Origin of the sequence: Geodermatophilus marinus, from assembly GCF_003428645.1 — a bacterium.
In the GTDB taxonomy this organism is placed as follows: Bacteria; Actinomycetota; Actinomycetes; order Mycobacteriales; family Geodermatophilaceae; genus Geodermatophilus.
Genome location: NZ_QVQH01000041.1, coordinates 1 through 16,010, shown reverse-complemented (window position 1 = coordinate 16,010; position 16,010 = coordinate 1). Strand labels below are relative to the sequence as shown.

Here is a 16,010-nt window from a genome sequence, read left to right as displayed (position 1 = left end):
CGGCGGGGCGGGCCGCGGCACGCGCCCGGGCGGGTGACCGCCCCGGCGCCCGGGCGGCGTTCGCGCTGCGGGACGACGCCGGCGCCCCCATGATCACCCCTGTGCCCGGGCGGTCGGCGTCCCCGGCGGGAGGAGTACACGGGTGAAGGTCCTCGGCATCAACGCGCTCTACCACGACCCGGCCGCGGCCCTGGTCGTCGACGGCCGGGTCGTGGCGGCAGCGGAGGAGGAGCGGTTCAGCCGGCGCAAGCACGGCAAGCGGCCGCTGCCGTGGAGCGCCTGGGAGCTGCCCGAGCTCTCGGCCGCCTGGGTGCTGGCCGAGGCCGGGCTCACCCCCGCCGACCTGGACGCCGTCGCCTACTCCTTCGACCCGCGGCTGATGCCGGGCCCGGAGGAGACCGGGCTGCACGACGACGGCGACGTCATGCGGAAGATGTACGCCGAGAAGGCGCCGTCCTTCCTCGCCCACCACCTGCCCGGCCTGGCCGCTGAGCGCGTGCGGTACGTCCCGCACCACGTCGCGCACGCGGCGAGCGCCGGCCTGGCCGCGCCCTACCCGACCAACTCGGTGCTCGTGCTCGACGGCCGCGGTGAGGCGGTGAGCCACCTGGCCGGCCGCTACACCGACGGGGAGCTGGAGGTGCTGGCCAGCCAGGCCCTCCCCCACTCCCTCGGCCTGCTCTACGAGGACCTCACCGAGCACCTCGGGTTCCTGCGCAGCTCCGACGAGTACAAGGTCATGGCGATGGCCTCCTACGGCAAGCCACGCTTCGCCGCCGAGCTCGAGCCCTACGTCCACGCGACCGGGGACGGCGGTTTCCGGACCGAGCGCATCGACTTCGCCGAGTTCGCGCCGCGGCTCGGCAAGGGCGACGAGTGGACCGAGGCGCACGCCGACCTCGCCGCCAGCGTCCAGCTGCGGCTGGAGGAGACGATGCTCGACCTGGTCCGCTGGCTGCACGGCCGGACCGGCGACCCCGCACTCACCCTGGCCGGCGGGGTCGCGCTCAACTGCGTGGCCAACAGCCGCATCCACGCCGAGGGCCCGTTCGACCACGTCTGGGTGCAGCCCGCGGCCGGTGACTCCGGGACGGCGCTCGGCGGGGCGATGGCCGTGGCCACCGAGCTCGGCGACACCACCACGCCGATGCCCGGCGCCGACCTCGGCCGCGGCTGGACCGACGAGGAGATCGAGTCCTGGCTGATCACCGCGGCCATCGACTACGAGCGCCCGCACGACGTGGCCGACGCCGTCGCCGCCGTGCTCGCCGACAACGGGATCGTGGCCTGGTTCCAAGGGCGCAGCGAGTACGGCCCGCGGGCGCTCGGGCACCGCTCGCTGCTGGCCCACCCCGGCCACCCGGCCAACCTCGAGCGGATGAACGACGTCAAGGGCCGCGAGCAGTTCCGGCCGGTGGCGCCGATGGTGCTGGCCGAGCGGGCCCCCGAGATCTTCGGCCGCGGGCCGATCCCCTCCCCGTACATGCTCTTCGTCCACGACGTGCACCCCGACTGGCGCGACCGCATCCCCACCGTCACCCACGTCGACGGGACGGCGCGCATCCAGACCGTCGACCGCGCCGACGAGCCCCTGGTGGCCCGCATGCTCGAGTGCTTCGAGCGGCGCACCGGGCTGCCGGTCGTGGTCAACACCAGCCTGAACACCGCCGGTCGGCCGATGGTCGACGACCCCCGCGACGCCCTGGAGTGCTTCGGCTCGGCCCCGGTCGACCTGCTCGCCATCGGCCCGTTCGTCGTCCGCCGGCCACGGCCCACCCGTCGCTGACCGGCCTCCGGCGTGCCCGCGGGTGACCCCGGTGCGACGGCGGTCACGCGCGCGGCTACCTTCCCGGCATGGACTTCGCCCTCTCCGCCCGAGCCGAGGACGTCTGCGGCCGGATGTGGGACTTCATGCGCGAGCAGGTGTTCCCCGCCGAGCCCGTCTACGACGAGTGGCGCGCCGCGCGCGGCCACGACGACCACGAGCACCCCCCGGTCCTCGAGGACCTCAAGGTCGAGGCCCGCAAGCGGGGCCTGTGGAACCTCTTCCACCACGAGCTCGGGGGGCTGACCAACCTCGAGTACGCCTCGGTCGCCGAGATCATGGGGTGGTCGCCGGTGATCGCCCCCGAGGCCACCAACTGCGGAGCCCCGGACACCGGCAACATGGAGACGCTGATGCTGTTCGGCACGCCCGAGCAGAAGCAGCGCTGGCTCGACCCGCTGCTCGAGGGCGAGATCCGCTCCGGGTTCGCGATGACCGAGCCGGACGTCGCCTCCTCGGACGCCCGCAACATCCAGACGTCGATCGTCCGCGACGGCGACGAGTACGTGATCAACGGCCGCAAGTGGTGGACCAGCGGCGCCGCCGACGAGCGCTGCCAGATCTTCATCGTCATGGGCAAGACCGACCCCGACGGCCCGCCGCACCGGCAGCAGTCGATGGTGCTGGTCCCCCGCGACACCCCGGGCCTGGAGATCATCCGGCACCTGCCGGTCTTCGGCTACCAGGACCAGCACGGGCACTCCGAGCTGCGGTTCACCGACGTCCGGGTCCCGGTCTCCAACATCCTCTCCGGCGAGGGCGACGGCTTCATGATCGCCCAGGCGCGGCTGGGTCCGGGCCGCATCCACCACTGCATGCGCGCCATCGGCATGGCCGAGCGCGCGCTGGCGCTCATGGTCGAGCGGTCCCAGCAGCGGGTGGCCTTCGGCCGGCCGCTGGCCGAGCAGGGCACCGTGCGGGAGAGCATCGCGCTGTCCCGCATCGAGATCGACCAGGCCCGGCTCTACGTGCTCAAGACCGCCGACCTGATCGACAAGCACGGGGCCAAGGGCGCCCGGACGGAGATCTCGGCGATCAAGGTGGCCGCGCCGCGGGTCGCCCTCGCCGTCATCGACCGCGCGATCCAGCTGCACGGCGGCGCCGGGGTCAGCAACGACACCGTGCTCGCCCGCTTCTGGGCCAGCGCCCGCACCCTGCGCATCGTGGACGGCCCGGACGCCGTCCACATCCGCGGCGTGGCGAAGGAGGAGCTGGCCCGGCAGCGGCCCTTCGCCGGCTGAGGCGGGGTGGAGTGGATTCGTCGGGGTGAGCATCTCGACGAATCCACTCCGCTCACCTCACGCCGAGAGCGTCGAGCCGAACCCGCCGCCGGCCAGCTTGGCCATCAGCTGGGTGCGGTCCAGCCCCGCGGCGGCCAGCGCGTCGCCGTCCCGGTCGGTGTCGATCTCGTCCGGCAGGCCGCTGTCGACCCGGTCGGCGGTGTCGTTGTCGCCCTCGGTGCGCAGCACCTTGAGCAGTTCCTTCTTGTCCAGCTTCACGCCCGACCTCCTCGTCCGTGGTGCACGACCGGTCCAGCGTGATCCGGGTCACGGCCTCCGGCAAACCGGGCGGCCCGGCTCAGCGCCGCCCCGCCCGCCGGTGCAGGAACAGCGCCACCCCGACGAGGACCGCTCCCAGGAGGACCTGGAGCAGCCCGACGACGACCGACCCGGCGGCGAACCAGGTGGGCGAGGAGAGCAGCAGCACCGCGGCCACCCCGCCCAGCAGCAGGGCCACCAGCCGTTCCCGGCCCTCGGTGCGGCCGGCCGGTCCACGAGAGGTCATGCCCCGACAGTAGGTGGTCCGCGGAGGCTCCCCCGCCCGGCCGGGCCCGGTCCGCGGGCCGACGGCCTCAGGCGCCGACCCCGGCCCCCCGCTCGGCCGCCAGCCGGTCGCGCTCGGCCGGCCACCGCTGGACGGCGTCGGCCATCGCGGCCCGCAGGAAGGCCATGAAGTCGCGGGTCTCGGCCAGCCGGCGGCCGCCCGGGCGGTCCTGCCCCAGCAGCTCGACGCCACCGGCCACGGCGTCCTCGAACCGCTGCAGCGTGGCGAGCTCGGCGGACATGAACCGGGACCACAGGTCGCGGTCGTCGAGGACGTACAGGTCGCTGCGGGTCCCCGGCTCGCGCTCGCGGACCAGCAGGCCGACCTGGACCAGCTGCCGCACCGCCCCGCTGATCGCCGCGGGGCTGACGTCCAGCCCGCGGGCGAGGTCCCCGGCGGTGTAGCGGTCGGAGTCGTCGGCGAGGGCGTAGGCGAGCACCCGCGCCGGCATGGGCGCCATGCCGGCCTCGCGGAGGACCAGCGCGAAGCGCTCGACGAAGCGCAGCAGGGTCATCCGGTCGCCCTCGTCCCCAGCCGTGCTCATGCGCCTCCCCGTTCCTCGGTCGGCCTCCACGGTAACCGAGATCTCGGGGAGTTAATACGCTTCACGAAGTCGTGAAGTTTGTGTACGTTGCGACGCATGACCACGGCGATCTCGGTGTCCGGCCTCGTCAAGTCCTTCGGCGCCACCCGGGCCCTCGACGGACTCGACCTGGAGGTGGCCTCGGGCGAGGTGCACGGCTTCCTCGGCCCCAACGGCTCGGGGAAGTCCACCACCATCCGCGTCCTGCTCGGGCTGCTGCGTGCGGACGCGGGCCGCGTGCAGCTGCTCGGGGGCGACCCCTGGCGCGACGCGGTCGCGCTGCACCGCCGGCTGGCCTACGTGCCGGGTGACGTGACGCTGTGGCCGCAGCTCACCGGCGGCGAGGCGATCGACCTGCTGGGCCGCCTGCAGGGCGGGCTCGACCCGGCCCGCCGGGCCGAGCTGCTCGACCGGTTCGACCTCGACCCGCGCAAGCGGGCCCGGACCTACTCCAAGGGCAACCGGCAGAAGGTCGCCCTGGTCGCGGCGCTGGCCTCGGACGCCGAGCTGTACGTGCTCGACGAGCCCACCTCGGGCCTCGACCCGCTCATGGAGGCGGTCTTCCAGGAGGAGGTGCGCCGGCTGCGCGCCGAGGGCCGCACGGTGCTGCTGTCCAGCCACATCCTCGCCGAGGCCGAGGCCCTCTGCGACCGGGTCAGCATCATCCGGCACGGCCGGACGGTGCAGAGCGGCACGCTGGCCGAGCTGCGCCACCTGACGCGGACGTCGATGACCGTGGAGACCGCCCGCCCGGTCACCGGCCTGGACAGGCTGGACGGCGTCCACGGCCTGTCCACCGAGGACGGTCGCGTGCACCTCGACGTCGACAGCGACGCGCTCGACCCCGTCGTCCGGCACCTGAGCGGGTTCGGCATCCGGGCCCTCACCAGCGCCCCGCCGACCCTGGAGGAGCTGTTCCTGCGCCACTACGGCGACGCGCCGGCCGCGGACGGGGTCGAGGACGGCGCCACGCCGGTCGGGGCGGTGCGGTCGTGAGCGCCGCCCGCCCGGAGCTGGCCGGCACGGGCCCGCTGCTGCGCCTCGCGCTGCGCCGCGACCGGCTCCGGCTCCCGATCTGGATCGCCGTCGGTGCCCTGCTCGTGGCGACCCAGTCGGTCTCCAGCCAGGCGCTGTACGACACCCCGCAGGACCTCGCCGCCTACGAGGCGTCGGTGGGCAGCAACGCGGCGACCATCGCGCTGGCCGGGCCGCCGGTGGGCCTGGACACCGTGGCCGGTGCGGTGGCGTTCGAGATCTCCGCGTTCGTCATCCTCGTGGCGGCGCTGATGGCCCTGTTCACGACCGGGCGGCACACCCGGGGCGACGAGGAGGCCGGGCGCGCCGAGCTGGTGCGCGCCACCCGGGTCGGCCGGCACGCGCCGCTGCTGGCCGCCGTCCTGACCTCCACGGCCGCGTGCGTCGCGATCGCCCTGGCCGTGGGCGTGGCCGCCACCGCCACCGGGCTGCCGGTGGAGGGCTCGTTCCTGCTGGGCGCCGCGGTGGGCGCCGCCGGGCTGGTCACCACCGGCGCCACCGCGGTCATCGCCCAGGTCACCGGGTCGGTGCGGGCCACCTACGGGGCGATCGGCGCGCTGCTCGCCGTGGCGTTCGTGCTGCGGGCCGTCGGCGACATCAACGGCAACTGGCTGGTGTGGACCTCGCCGTTCGGCTGGGCCCAGGCCACGCACCCGTACTCCGACGACCGGTGGGCACCGCTGCTGCTGTGCGTCGGGGTGGCCGCCGCCCTCCTGGTCCTGGCGGCCGCGCTGCTGGACCGCCGCGACCTGGGGGCCGGGCTCGTGCCGCCCCGTCCCGGTGCCGCCGAGGCGCCTCGGTCGCTGCGCTCCCCCGTCGGCCTGGCGTTCCGGCTCCAGCGCGGGTGGCTCGCCGGCTGGGCGGTGGGCCTGACCCTGCTCGGCGTGGTCTACGGCGGCCTGGCCGAGTCGGTGGAGACGCTGTTCGCCGACAACCCCGACGCCCGGGCGTTCCTGCCCGACGCCGAGAGCCTGGTCGACGCCTACCTGGCCACCACGCTGGCGATCACCGCCCTGCTGGCCGCGGCCGCCGCGGTCTCGGCGGTGCTGCGCGCCCGCGCCGAGGAGTCCGCCGGCCGGGCCGAGCCGGTGCTGGCCGCCGCGGTGAGCCGGCCCGCGTGGCTGGGCGCGCAGGCGGCCGTCGCGCTGCTCGGCTCCGCGCTCGTGCTGCTGCTCTCGGGGGCCGCGACCGGCGCCGTCCGCGCCGTCGCGACCGGCGACGCCGGGGAGTTCGGCCGGCTGCTCGCCGCAACCGCGGCCTACCTGCCGGCGGTCTGGGTCGTGGCCGGCGTGGCCCTGGCCCTGTTCGGCCTGCTGCCGCGGGCGGCCGCCGCGGCGGCGTGGACGGTCGTCGGCTACGTGGCGGTGATGACGATGTTCGCGGAGTCCTTCGACTGGCCGGCGTGGGTCGACGACGCCTCGCCGCTGGCCTGGACGCCGCTGGTGCCGGTCGAGGACTGGCGCCTGGCGCCCCTCGCCGTCCTCACCGCCATCGCCGCCGCGCTGCTGGCCGCCGGCCTGGCCGGGTTCCGCCGCCGCGACCTCGCGCCGGACTGACAGCGCCCGCCGAGCCCGGTGACCGACTGGAGAGGTCCCCTCCAGGGCCCGCGCCGAGCCCGGTGACCGACTGGAACGGCCCCCTCCAGGGGCCCGCGCCGAGCCTGCGAGGCGTGGGGAGGAGGGGGTCCTTCACCTGGTCGGCGGCTCGCCGGCCTCCCGGGCCGCCCGGGCCTGCGCCGGGTCGTAGGCGCAGGCGTCCCCGACCTCGGTGATGGGCGCGCTCCCGTCCTCCGGGGCCGGCGGCGGCGACTCCCCGGACGGCGGCGCCGCGGTGGTCGGCTCGGTGGGCTCGGGCGGCGGCGCGGGCGCGTCGTCCGCCGGCGGGGCCTCCAGCGCGTCGTCCACGATGCGGCGGATGCGGTCGTAGTCCGGGTAGGCCGGGTCGATCAGGCTGGTGTCGAAGACGACGCTGCGCACGGTGGCGTCCTTGACCAGGAACCCGAGGTCGACGAAGTCGTCGAGCGCCGCGCGGGGGATGTCGGTGCTCACGATGTCCTGCGTGGTGGCCGCCAGCTGCTGGTAGCGCCGCAGCAGGGTCACCGGGTCGGCGGCGTCGATGATGGCCGCGATGGCGCAGCGCTGGCGGGCCATCCGGTCGTAGTCGGTGAGCCCGTAGCGGCCGCGGGCGAACTGCAGGGCGGTCCAGCCGTCCATGTGCTGGGCCGGGCCCGGTTCGATGTAGTCGTCGGGGAGCTCCTCGCCGGTGATCCCGTTGATCGGCACGTAGTAGTTGACGTTCACCGTGATGCCGCCGAGGGCGTCGACCATCCGCGCGAAGCCGTCGAGGTTGACCAGCACGAAGTAGTCGATCTCGAGGCCGAGCGCCTCGCCGACGCCGAGCTTGAGGAAGTCCGCGCCCGGGTCGTCGGTGGGGCCGAGGATGTCGGGGTACCAGGCCGGCCCGGTGCGGTAGACGGCGTTGAGCAGGCTGTCGGCCTCGTTGGCGCCCTCGAACCCGTCCGGGTAGACCTCGGCCAGCGGGCTGTCGGCCGGGAACGGCAGGTCCTGCAGGTTGCGGGGCAGGCTGAACAGCGTCGTGTCACCGGTCTCGGTGTCGATGCTGGCCACGATGACGGTGTCGGTGCGCACGCCCTCGCGGCCCTCACCGCCGTCGCCGCCGAGCAGCAGCACGTTGACCCGCTCCTGGTCCCCGAAGGGGTCGGGGTCCTCGTCGTCCACGGTGGCCGACTCCCGGTCGGCGAAGAGGCCGTCGATGAGGCCCCGCTGGGCCAGCGCGACCTGCACGCCGAGGACGGCCGGGACGGCGACACCGGCGACCAGCGCCACGACCACCACGGCCCCGAGCGCCCGCCGCAGCCGCGGGACGCCGCGCGGCAGCAGCGCCCGGTAGCCGGCGACCACGACGACCACCCACAGCAGCGCCACCGCGACCAGCCCGCCCAGCAGCCAGCCGAGGGACGTGGTGTCGACGGCGATCTGCGCGGCGGTGCGCTGACCGGCGCTGGCCAGCCAGGCCACGCCGCCGAGCAGGGCGAGGAAGAGCGCCAGGACCACCCCGCCGAGCACGCGGCGCCCCGCGGCGAGGAAGGCGGTGCCCGGCAGGAACGCGTTGAGGACGGTCAGCCCGAGCGCGGCACCGAAACCGCGCCGGGAGCCGGGATCGGTGCTGCTCCCGTCGTCCCCGTGCTCGCTCACCCGCAGGCCCTGCCTCTCCCGGTCATCCGCTCACTGTCCCACCCGGGAGTCGTGCCGAGCGCCGTCACGGGCCTCCCACCTGCACGTCCCCTACCCGGACGTGGGGGAGGTCGCACCCACCCCGGGCGTCCGTAAGGTCGGGAGGCGTGCGCCTGGCGACCTGGAACGTGAACTCGATCCGCACCCGCGTCGACCGCGTGGCCGCGTGGCTGCAGCGCCGGGACGTCGACGTCCTGGCCCTGCAGGAGACGAAGTGCCGCGACGACCAGTTCCCGGAGTCCCGGTTCACCGACCTCGGCTACCAGGTCGCGCACGTCGGCCACTCGCAGTGGAACGGGGTCGCCGTGCTCTCCCGGGTGGGCCTCGACGACGTGCAGGTCGGCTTCCCGGGCCAGCCCGGCTGGGGCGAGGACCCGGTCTCCGAGGCCCGCGCCCTCGGCGCCACGTGCGGGGGCGTGCGGGTGTGGAGCCTCTACGTGCCCAACGGGCGGACGCTCACCGACCCGCACTACGGGTACAAGCTGCGCTGGCTGGAGGCGCTGCGGACGACGGCGGCCGGGTGGCTGGCCGAGGACGCCGACGCCCCGATCGCGCTGGTCGGCGACTGGAACATCGCCCCGCAGGACGAGGACGTGTGGGACATGCGGGTGTTCGCCACCTCCACGCACGTCTCCGAACCGGAGCGGGCGGCCTTCCGCGCCGTGGTGGACGCCGGGTACGCCGACGTGGTCCGCCCGCACGCGCCCGGGCCGGGGGTCTACACCTACTGGGACTACACGCAGCTGCGCTTCGCCCGCCGCGAGGGCATGCGGATCGACTTCGTGCTCGGGTCCCCGGCGCTGGCGGCTCGCGTGACGAATGCCGTGATAGATCGGCAGGAGCGCAAGGGCAAGGGCGCCAGCGACCATGCGCCCGTCGTCGTCGAGCTATCCGGTTAGCGGACCGACTCGGCGTCCTGGGGCACATCTGGGGCACACGACGCGCCGACCGCGTCCCACGCCGCGTCGACGGCGCTGCGCGTCCGGTCGTCCGAGTCCGGCATCAGGTGCCCGTAGGTGCTGAGGACCAGCGAGGCGTCCTCGTGCCCCAGCCGCTCGGCCACCGCCACGACCGACTCGCCAGCAGCCAACAGGACGCTGGCGTAGTGATGGCGCAGGTCGTGGCTCGTCGTTCCCCTCGGCAGCCCCGCCGTGGTCACCGCTCGGCCCATCAGGTTGTGGCCGTAGTAGACGTGCCCGAGCGGAGCCCCCGACCGGGTCGTGAAGATCGTCCCGTTGTTTCCCGCCGGGTACGCCGCCAGGTGGGCGGCCAGCGCGTCGGCGACCACGCGAGGTAGCGGGATCGTCCGCCTCGACCGGGGAGTCTTCGGCTCGCTCCGCTCACCCTTCGACCCTTGGGTGAACTGCCACTCGATCCGCACGGTGCGGCGCAGGAAGTCGACGTCCTGGACGCGGAGTGCGAGCAGCTCGCCGATCCGCAGCCCGAGCCCAGCCTGGGTGAAGACCATGGCCCGGTAGCGCTCCGGCATGGCCCGGGCGAGCGCCGCCACCTGCTCGACCGACAGCGGCACGATCCGCTCTCTCTCGTGACGGGGAAGCTGGATGCGAACGACCGGCGATGCCGCCACGAGCCTGTCGAGGACCGCTGCCCCGTACACGCTGCGGAGCAGCCCCACGGCCTGCCGCACGGTGGTCGGCGCCAGCACCCTCGAGCGGTCGGTGGCCCAGGCCTGGACCTCAGACGGGCGCACGTCCGCGAGCCTCCGGCCACCGAGACGCGTCCCGTCGATGTGCAGCCGGATCATCATCTCGGTCCGTCGTGCCGTGGTTGGCCGGTGCGGCCGGGTGTTCGCCCAGCTCCGGGCGTACTCGGCAACCGTGATCTTCGAGGGCTCGATGTAGGTGCCGCGTACCTTGTCCGCCTCGACGGTGGCCGCGTGGCGGTCGGCGTCGCCCTTCCTGGCGAACGACTTCTTGCGCTGCCGGCCCTGGTCGTCCCGCCACCGCGCCTCGTAGGTCGTCCGCCCGTTGCGGACCCGCTTCTCGACGCTCGCCATGGCTGACTCCTCAACGTCTCCGACGCGGCCTGGCTGGGTCGGCGTCGTCACTTCTTGGGACGGAACGGTTCGGGCCGCAGCATGCCCGAGGACTCTGACGAGGTCAGGGCTGAGATACGCGACTTACGCCTTTCCGCGGATCGCTACCCGGCGGCGCCTCGGCTCAGCTGCTGCTCGACCCACGCCTGGAGGTCGTCACGGCGGTAGAGGACGCGGCGGCCGAGGCGAAAGCTGCGCGGGCCGGTGCCGAGGTGGCGCCAGTACCGGAGGGTGGCGACGGGAGCGCGGAGAAGTTCGGCGGCCTCGGTGATGGTGAGCAGCTCGGGCTCGCGGCGGGCGGGGTCGTCGGACATGGCTGGCTCCGGTGTGCTCGGGTGGGCTGTGCTCCGTCACTGGAGAAGGCGCCCTTCGGGCGCGATTGGTGACAGCCGACCACCGAGATCTCCCGAAATTCTCCGGTTCTCCTCCTGGTGCTGGCGTCCGGGCCCGCGGCCGGCCGGGGGAGGCGGTCCTGCTCATCGACCGATGCCCGGCGCGGCGCCCCCGCGGGCGAGGGACGGTCCGCGCCGCTCCGCCTCGGGCCGGGGGACGCTCGGTACCGGCGGGACCGGCCGCGGGGGAGCGGCTGCTGTCCGGTCGCGTGGCCGGTCCTGGCGGTCGCGGGCGGCCTCTCGGGCGGCCAGCTCGGCGGCGTGGCCGGGGCCGAGGTCGGCCCGGTCGCGGCCGAAGACGGCGATCCACTGGGCCCGGGCCTCGGCCGCGTCGGCGGCGACGAGGTGCGCGGTGTTGGACAACCGTCCGCGGGTCATGCCGACGTAGGCCGAGGCCGCGCCGGTGGCGTCGCCGATCACCACGTGCGCCGCGGGCACGCTGTCACCTTGCACTCCGTACGCGGTGCTGGCGTAGGCCAGCTCCACGTGATCCTTGACGTAGTGAGCGGGCAGCACCCGGACCCGCGCGCCGGCCGGGGTGACATCGCCCTGGGGAACGTCACCGGACGCCGCGTCGGCGGTGACCAGCAGCCCGCCGCGTCGGCCGACCGCGGTGACGGTCCACGTCTCCCGGTTGGCCACCTCCAGGTCCCGGTCGTTGCGCCGCGTGGCGATCCGGTCACCGGCACCGATCCGCTGACCCGCCCGCGTGGTCACCACCCGGCGGTCGTCGACGCGGCCGTCGGCGACCAGCCGGTCGCGGATGGCGGCGTTGAGCTCGTCGACCTGCTCGCGGGTGTCGGCCACCACCGCGACGTCCGCGTCCCAGCCGTCGTGGACGGCGATCGCGGCCAGGGCGTCCTGCAGCGCCGCAAAGTCGGGGTGCAGGTGGATCCGGCCGCGGGCGAGGAGGGCGTCGAAGACCACGCTGGGGTTGTCACCCTGCCGCATCGCCAACGTCAGCTCGGCGAAGTCGATGTCCGGGACCGTCTGGCCGGTGCTGTCGGTGCGGGTGAAGCGGTGCACCGACTCCAAGCTCAGGCAGGCGGCCGGGTCCACCTGGGCCGCGGCGAGGTCCAGGACACCGCCGCGGCCGACCGCGGCCAGCTGGTGACGGTCGCCGAGCAGCGCCAGCCGCGCCCCGGCCTCGTCGGCGACGGTGAGCAGCGCGCGGGCGGTGTCCTGGTCGAGCATGCCGGCCTCATCGACGATCAGCAGATCATCGGGCCGAAGCCTGGCCTCCTCCACCGGACCGGTGTAGAGGCGGCCGGTCACCGGGTCGGCCTCGCCGGGGACGAGTCGGGTCCACTCGCCGTGCTCGGTCCAGCGCCAGCCGTGGGCGAAGACGAGGGACGCCGCCGATCCGGTGGGCGCGCCGACCTCCGCGCGGGCCGCTTGGGCGGCCTTGAGCGTCGGGGTGACCACCATCAGCCGCCGCCCCTGCCGGTCGAGCACGGCGCGCGTGGTGGCCAGGGTGGTGGTTTTGCCCGTGCCGGCCGCGCCCTCCACAACCATCAACCGCCGGTTGCCGGTCAGGACGGCGACCGCGGCGGCCTGACCGGAGTCCAGGCCCCGGACAGCGCCGGGCGGCAGCGGCGCCAGCCGCGGTGTATCCAGCGGTGGCCCACCGGCGCGGGCGGCGAACCGGATGCGCAGGTCGGCCTCCACGTCGAGCACCGGCCGCGAGGTCCAGGACCGGACGTGTTCGGGCACCCCCTCCCGGTCCACCAGGGGCACGCACCGGTTGAGAGCGCGGGCGGTGAGGTCCTCAGCCAACTCCAGGCGCACCGCCGGGTCGGCGACGATGCCCGCCGCGGCGATCAGCGCCTCGACCTCGCCGCGGACGTCGGCGGCGTTCCAGGCCGAGCGGCCGGCGGCCAGCCGGATCAGCACGGTGTCGACGGCGGTCTCGCGGTCGAGCACGCCGATCGGAGTCGGCGCCAGCGAGACGGGGCGGTCGGGGTCGCGGTAACCCAGCGACCCCAGCTCGCCTCGCCACCGCGCCACCAGATCGGTACCCGCCTGTGGGGTCACCTTGTCCGGGCGCCCCTCGGCCCAGGCGCGGCCGTCCCACGCCCGGAGCAGCGCCGGACCGGGCTGTTCTCCGGGGTGCGCGGCGGTCCAGTCGCGTTCGTAGCGGTCCAGGTTGCGCCCGATCTGCGCCGCCCGCGCGCTGAACGGGCCCACGTACTCGGCAAGCTCCCGAACTTCTCCTGCCGCGTCCAGGGTGTAGCCGTGCGCGGCCAGCGCGGCCCGGAACTGCGGATCGCAGGCGACCGCGGCGTGCCCGATCCCGTTGATGGCGCCGAGGAAGTCGCGCACGCCGACGGTGTGCAGCCCGCGCCATTGTTCGGCGGCGAACACCCGGGCGCCGATCTGCAGGTGCAGATGCCGATGCGGATCTCCGGCTCGGGAGGTGTAGTGCCGCACCGTCACCGCCTCCAGCACCTCCACCGACACCTGCACCTGACCTCCGCGCGGGCCGACCCGGGTGGTCGCGTGCTGCGACAGCCAGCCGATGATCTCGGCGGCGGCGCCGTCCTGCGCGGCGTCGTAGGCGGCCGCGACATCGTCGTGCATCGCGGCGGCCAGCGACCAGGACTTCGGGCCGTTGACCACCACCTCGACGAACCGCACCGCGTGGGCGTCGGTGCGCAGCCGCCCCCGTGGATCGCTGGTGTTCGGGTCGCGGCCGGCCACCCAGGTTTCGTAGGTCTCCCCTGTGAGCGGGGCCCGTTCGGCCACCCGTCCCTCGCGGGCCACGAAGCGGCGGGCCAGGCCGGTTCCCTCGGTCAGGTAGTAGTCATCGGCGCGGCCGCGGTCGGCCTCGAGATACGCCCGGGCGGCCGCCGCCGACCCGGCGTACACCTTCATTCCACCGCGCATTCCCAACGCCACCCAACAATGACCAACAGGTCACCTCTAGAAACGGCAACGGGCCCCGCGAAGCGAGGCCCGGACTACCTCTATTGGTAGCATGCGTGCCGTTCGGATGGGAGAGCCTTCAATGCGGCAGGGTGGACAAGCCTCGGGTGACGTGCGAGGTGCCAGAACTGCGGTTTGATTGCAGAGGTTGATAGACGTTGGTTTCGGAGCGTCGGCGGGATAGGCAAGTCGGATGAGCCCAGCATCTTCGATCGCGGCAATACGCCGTCGACTGTCTGGCCGTCCCAGGCGACCGCTGCCGTGACGGCGGGGGACGCTGCCGTTCCCGCGTCGCAGCATAGGGCGATCTTGGCGTCGGCCGCCTCTGACTACAGTCGAGGTTTGCTCACACCACGGGCGAAGGCTTAGGTCGAGCTCAGTTGAACCTCATGCCGAAGAAGCCGCCCGACTCGTACTCATCGGTAAGAGTCAAGCACTGGTGGAAGTTAAGGTTCGGAGTATCGGCCAACGCCACCTCTAGTGCGTCCGAGTTGATCGTTGCGACATACTGCATATTCTCTTGTTCGCACACTCGCGAAGCGAGACTCAGCGCCGCCCCGACCTGCCTAGCCTCGACCGCATCGAAAAGGTGGCTGTCGTGGATCAGGAAATCCGGGCCGCGCCCGGCGCGCTTCGCCACTACTGCCATCGTGAGGTCAAAACAAAAGATAGACATACCCCGCACTCCTGCGGAGCGATCGCCGCCAATAGTAGGGTAAAACGCATAGCCGGTCTCGCGTTCTTGGATCGTTAGCGTCGCGGGTCGCTTTGCGCCATAGAGAGCGAAGGCGAACTGTGTGAACATCGCACTTATCTCCGCCAATTGTCCTCTACGTTCGGCGATGTCTGCGCGTACCGTCTCCTCCAAGAGTAGCGCCTCTCGAGTCAGATGCGTCTGAGCTTCCTTCAATGAATCGACGGCAGCTCGCCGTTGTTCGAGCTCCGCTATGCGCCCTTCTACCTCACCGATGGCCTGCTGAAGGTCTTGGAAAGTTTCCAAGGCGCCACCTTCGTCAAGTCTCTGCATGATGTCCGCGCGGCGCTCGTCCAGCGCGCCGAGCTCGTTCTGCGCATCGCGCGCATCTTGGTCTGCTGCTTGGCGCTCGCGCTCCAGATAGGTACGGCGGTTTCGGACGACTGAAGCATGGAAAGCGGCGACTTCCTCGAATCGTCGTCGGGTCAGTTGAGAGAACACTAGGCCCACTTGCTCAAAGACGCCATCGAGGTAGGCGTGATCCGGCTGCTCCTGCTCCTCTGTCTCCAATGCCAACAGAATGTCCCTGGAGCGCTGCTGCGCCATGAATATTCGGTCATTCAGGCTTCGGATGCGACGAGTCAGTTCGTCCGCCGACTCGCGCAGCTCAGCGTACCGCTCAACGACTCGGAAGGAGCGCAATTCATTACGAAGGGTGGTCCTCCGAACGTGCAGAGTCGCTATCTCTGCGTCTAGGTCCGCCGTGCTACCTAAGGTGCGGCCGAACACTGGATCCTTCGTGGCACGTCGCAGAGCTGAGACATTCTTGCGACTATCCGATATTGCCGCAGCGCGAGCGACCAAGTTCACATCCAGGCCGAACAGGTAGGCCAATGGCAGCTGTGTGGCTAGGTCCGTTTGCCGAGAGACGGTTCTGAGAGGCTCGTTGAATCCTCCCGTAGACTCAGCACGCACGTAATACGCGATGAGTGAACGGAAGCTCGGTTCGGATTCCTTGCTCGCGAGTGCGAATAGGTCGCGTCCCAGCTGGTAGCGCAACACGTCCAGGGTAACGATATTGCCATCGAGGGCAGGAGCATTGGGAGCCTGCCCGCTCCGACTAATGGTGTGACGTGCGCCAGCCTCTGTGAGTTCAAGCCGAAATTCGTACTTCTCAAGCTCGGGACGACGCAGCAAGTGATTAGGCCCGGCGCTTGACCCGAGGCAGAAGTCGAGTGCCGTGATGAAGCTCGTCTTTCCGACTGCGTTCCTACTGTCTTTGGATGGCATTTGCTGGCTCTTCGTAGTTGAGGGTGTAGATCGGGCTGGCGCGTCGGTCCCGGGATAGACGTCGAGGCCTTCCGAAGATGGAAGTTCTCACACTGCCCATCCGGAAGGCCTCGACGTGCCTGACGCTACCTT

Annotated in this window: 12 protein-coding genes and 1 pseudogene; 5 read left to right on the top strand and 8 right to left on the bottom strand. The window is 72.7% G+C overall.

Annotated elements, in window-relative coordinates; translation table 11 throughout:
* The first annotated feature begins 142 nt into the window (after positions 1-142).
* Together D0Z06_RS23965 and D0Z06_RS23960 are read left to right on the top strand one after the other, a co-directional pair.
* Positions 143-1,786 carry a carbamoyltransferase family protein gene (locus D0Z06_RS23965; RefSeq protein ID WP_117380062.1) on the top strand — a complete coding sequence of 548 codons (1,644 nt, stop codon included), beginning with the start codon at positions 143-145 and terminating at the stop codon, positions 1,784-1,786.
* Between the two features lie 68 nt (positions 1,787-1,854).
* Complete coding sequence (locus tag D0Z06_RS23960; protein ID WP_117380061.1) at positions 1,855-3,066, top strand: acyl-CoA dehydrogenase family protein; 1,212 nt, start codon at positions 1,855-1,857, stop codon at positions 3,064-3,066.
* A gap of 57 nt (positions 3,067-3,123) precedes the next feature.
* Here the strand turns inward: D0Z06_RS23960 and D0Z06_RS23955 are convergent, their stop codons facing one another.
* The 3 genes from D0Z06_RS23955 to D0Z06_RS23945 all read right to left on the bottom strand — a co-directional run bounded on the left by D0Z06_RS23955 (position 3,124) and on the right by D0Z06_RS23945 (position 4,193).
* The gene (locus D0Z06_RS23955) at positions 3,124-3,324 is read right to left on the bottom strand and encodes a hypothetical protein (RefSeq protein WP_117380060.1); all 201 of its coding nucleotides are present in this window, start codon (positions 3,322-3,324) and stop codon (positions 3,124-3,126) included.
* 79 nt (positions 3,325-3,403) lie between these two features.
* Positions 3,404-3,610 carry a hypothetical protein gene (locus D0Z06_RS23950; RefSeq protein WP_117380059.1) on the bottom strand — a complete coding sequence of 69 codons (207 nt, stop codon included), beginning with the start codon at positions 3,608-3,610 and terminating at the stop codon, positions 3,404-3,406.
* A 67-nt stretch (positions 3,611-3,677) separates the two neighbouring features.
* On the bottom strand, positions 3,678-4,193 hold the full coding sequence (locus D0Z06_RS23945; protein WP_117380058.1) for a GbsR/MarR family transcriptional regulator: 516 nt from the start codon (positions 4,191-4,193) through the stop codon (positions 3,678-3,680).
* Between the two features lie 96 nt (positions 4,194-4,289).
* Between D0Z06_RS23945 and D0Z06_RS23940 the strand changes: the two genes are divergently transcribed.
* A complete protein-coding gene (locus D0Z06_RS23940; RefSeq protein WP_117380057.1) occupies positions 4,290-5,228 on the top strand; it encodes an ABC transporter ATP-binding protein in 939 nt (312 codons plus the stop codon).
* Entirely contained in the window at positions 5,225-6,823 is a 1,599-nt protein-coding gene (locus tag D0Z06_RS23935; protein WP_199522515.1) for an ABC transporter permease, read from the top strand. The genes D0Z06_RS23940 and D0Z06_RS23935 overlap by 4 nt, the downstream gene beginning before the upstream one ends.
* A 132-nt stretch (positions 6,824-6,955) precedes the next feature.
* On the opposite strand, the gene D0Z06_RS23930 is transcribed toward D0Z06_RS23935, so the two are convergent.
* The gene (locus D0Z06_RS23930) at positions 6,956-8,482 is read right to left on the bottom strand and encodes an LCP family protein (protein WP_233517932.1); all 1,527 of its coding nucleotides are present in this window, start codon (positions 8,480-8,482) and stop codon (positions 6,956-6,958) included.
* Between the two features lie 146 nt (positions 8,483-8,628).
* On the opposite strand from D0Z06_RS23930, the gene D0Z06_RS23925 reads away from it, so the two are divergent.
* A complete protein-coding gene (locus D0Z06_RS23925; RefSeq protein WP_117380055.1) occupies positions 8,629-9,420 on the top strand; it encodes an exodeoxyribonuclease III in 792 nt (263 codons plus the stop codon).
* Here the strand turns inward: D0Z06_RS23925 and D0Z06_RS23920 are convergent.
* The 4 genes and pseudogenes from D0Z06_RS23920 to D0Z06_RS25555 all read right to left on the bottom strand — a co-directional run bounded on the left by D0Z06_RS23920 (position 9,417) and on the right by D0Z06_RS25555 (position 15,194).
* On the bottom strand, positions 9,417-10,538 hold the full coding sequence (locus tag D0Z06_RS23920) for a tyrosine-type recombinase/integrase (protein WP_117380054.1): 1,122 nt from the start codon (positions 10,536-10,538) through the stop codon (positions 9,417-9,419). The two genes, D0Z06_RS23925 and D0Z06_RS23920, sit on opposite strands and share 4 nt — an antisense overlap.
* A gap of 143 nt (positions 10,539-10,681) precedes the next feature.
* A complete protein-coding gene (locus tag D0Z06_RS23915; protein ID WP_117380053.1) occupies positions 10,682-10,891 on the bottom strand; it encodes a helix-turn-helix transcriptional regulator in 210 nt (69 codons plus the stop codon).
* Positions 10,892-11,161: 270 nt separating this feature from the next.
* A pseudogene (mobF, locus tag D0Z06_RS23910) lies at positions 11,162-13,843 on the bottom strand (MobF family relaxase); the annotation flags it as partial.
* A gap of 427 nt (positions 13,844-14,270) precedes the next feature.
* Positions 14,271-15,194 carry an ABC-three component system protein gene (locus D0Z06_RS25555; RefSeq protein ID WP_158580071.1) on the bottom strand — a complete coding sequence of 308 codons (924 nt, stop codon included), beginning with the start codon at positions 15,192-15,194 and terminating at the stop codon, positions 14,271-14,273.
* Positions 15,195-16,010 lie beyond the last annotated feature (816 nt).

Coding starts and splice junctions, on each gene's coding strand:
- D0Z06_RS23960 (WP_117380061.1), top strand. CDS start 1,855: ATGGACTTCGCCCTCTCCGCCCGAGCCGAGGACGTCTGCGGCCGGATG.
- D0Z06_RS23950 (WP_117380059.1), bottom strand. CDS start 3,610: ATGACCTCTCGTGGACCGGCCGGCCGCACCGAGGGCCGGGAACGGCTG.
- D0Z06_RS23945 (WP_117380058.1), bottom strand. CDS start 4,193: ATGAGCACGGCTGGGGACGAGGGCGACCGGATGACCCTGCTGCGCTTC.
- D0Z06_RS23940 (WP_117380057.1), top strand. CDS start 4,290: ATGACCACGGCGATCTCGGTGTCCGGCCTCGTCAAGTCCTTCGGCGCC.
- D0Z06_RS23920 (WP_117380054.1), bottom strand. CDS start 10,538: ATGGCGAGCGTCGAGAAGCGGGTCCGCAACGGGCGGACGACCTACGAG.
- D0Z06_RS23915 (WP_117380053.1), bottom strand. CDS start 10,891: ATGTCCGACGACCCCGCCCGCCGCGAGCCCGAGCTGCTCACCATCACC.
- D0Z06_RS25555 (WP_158580071.1), bottom strand. CDS start 15,194: ATGGCGCAGCAGCGCTCCAGGGACATTCTGTTGGCATTGGAGACAGAG.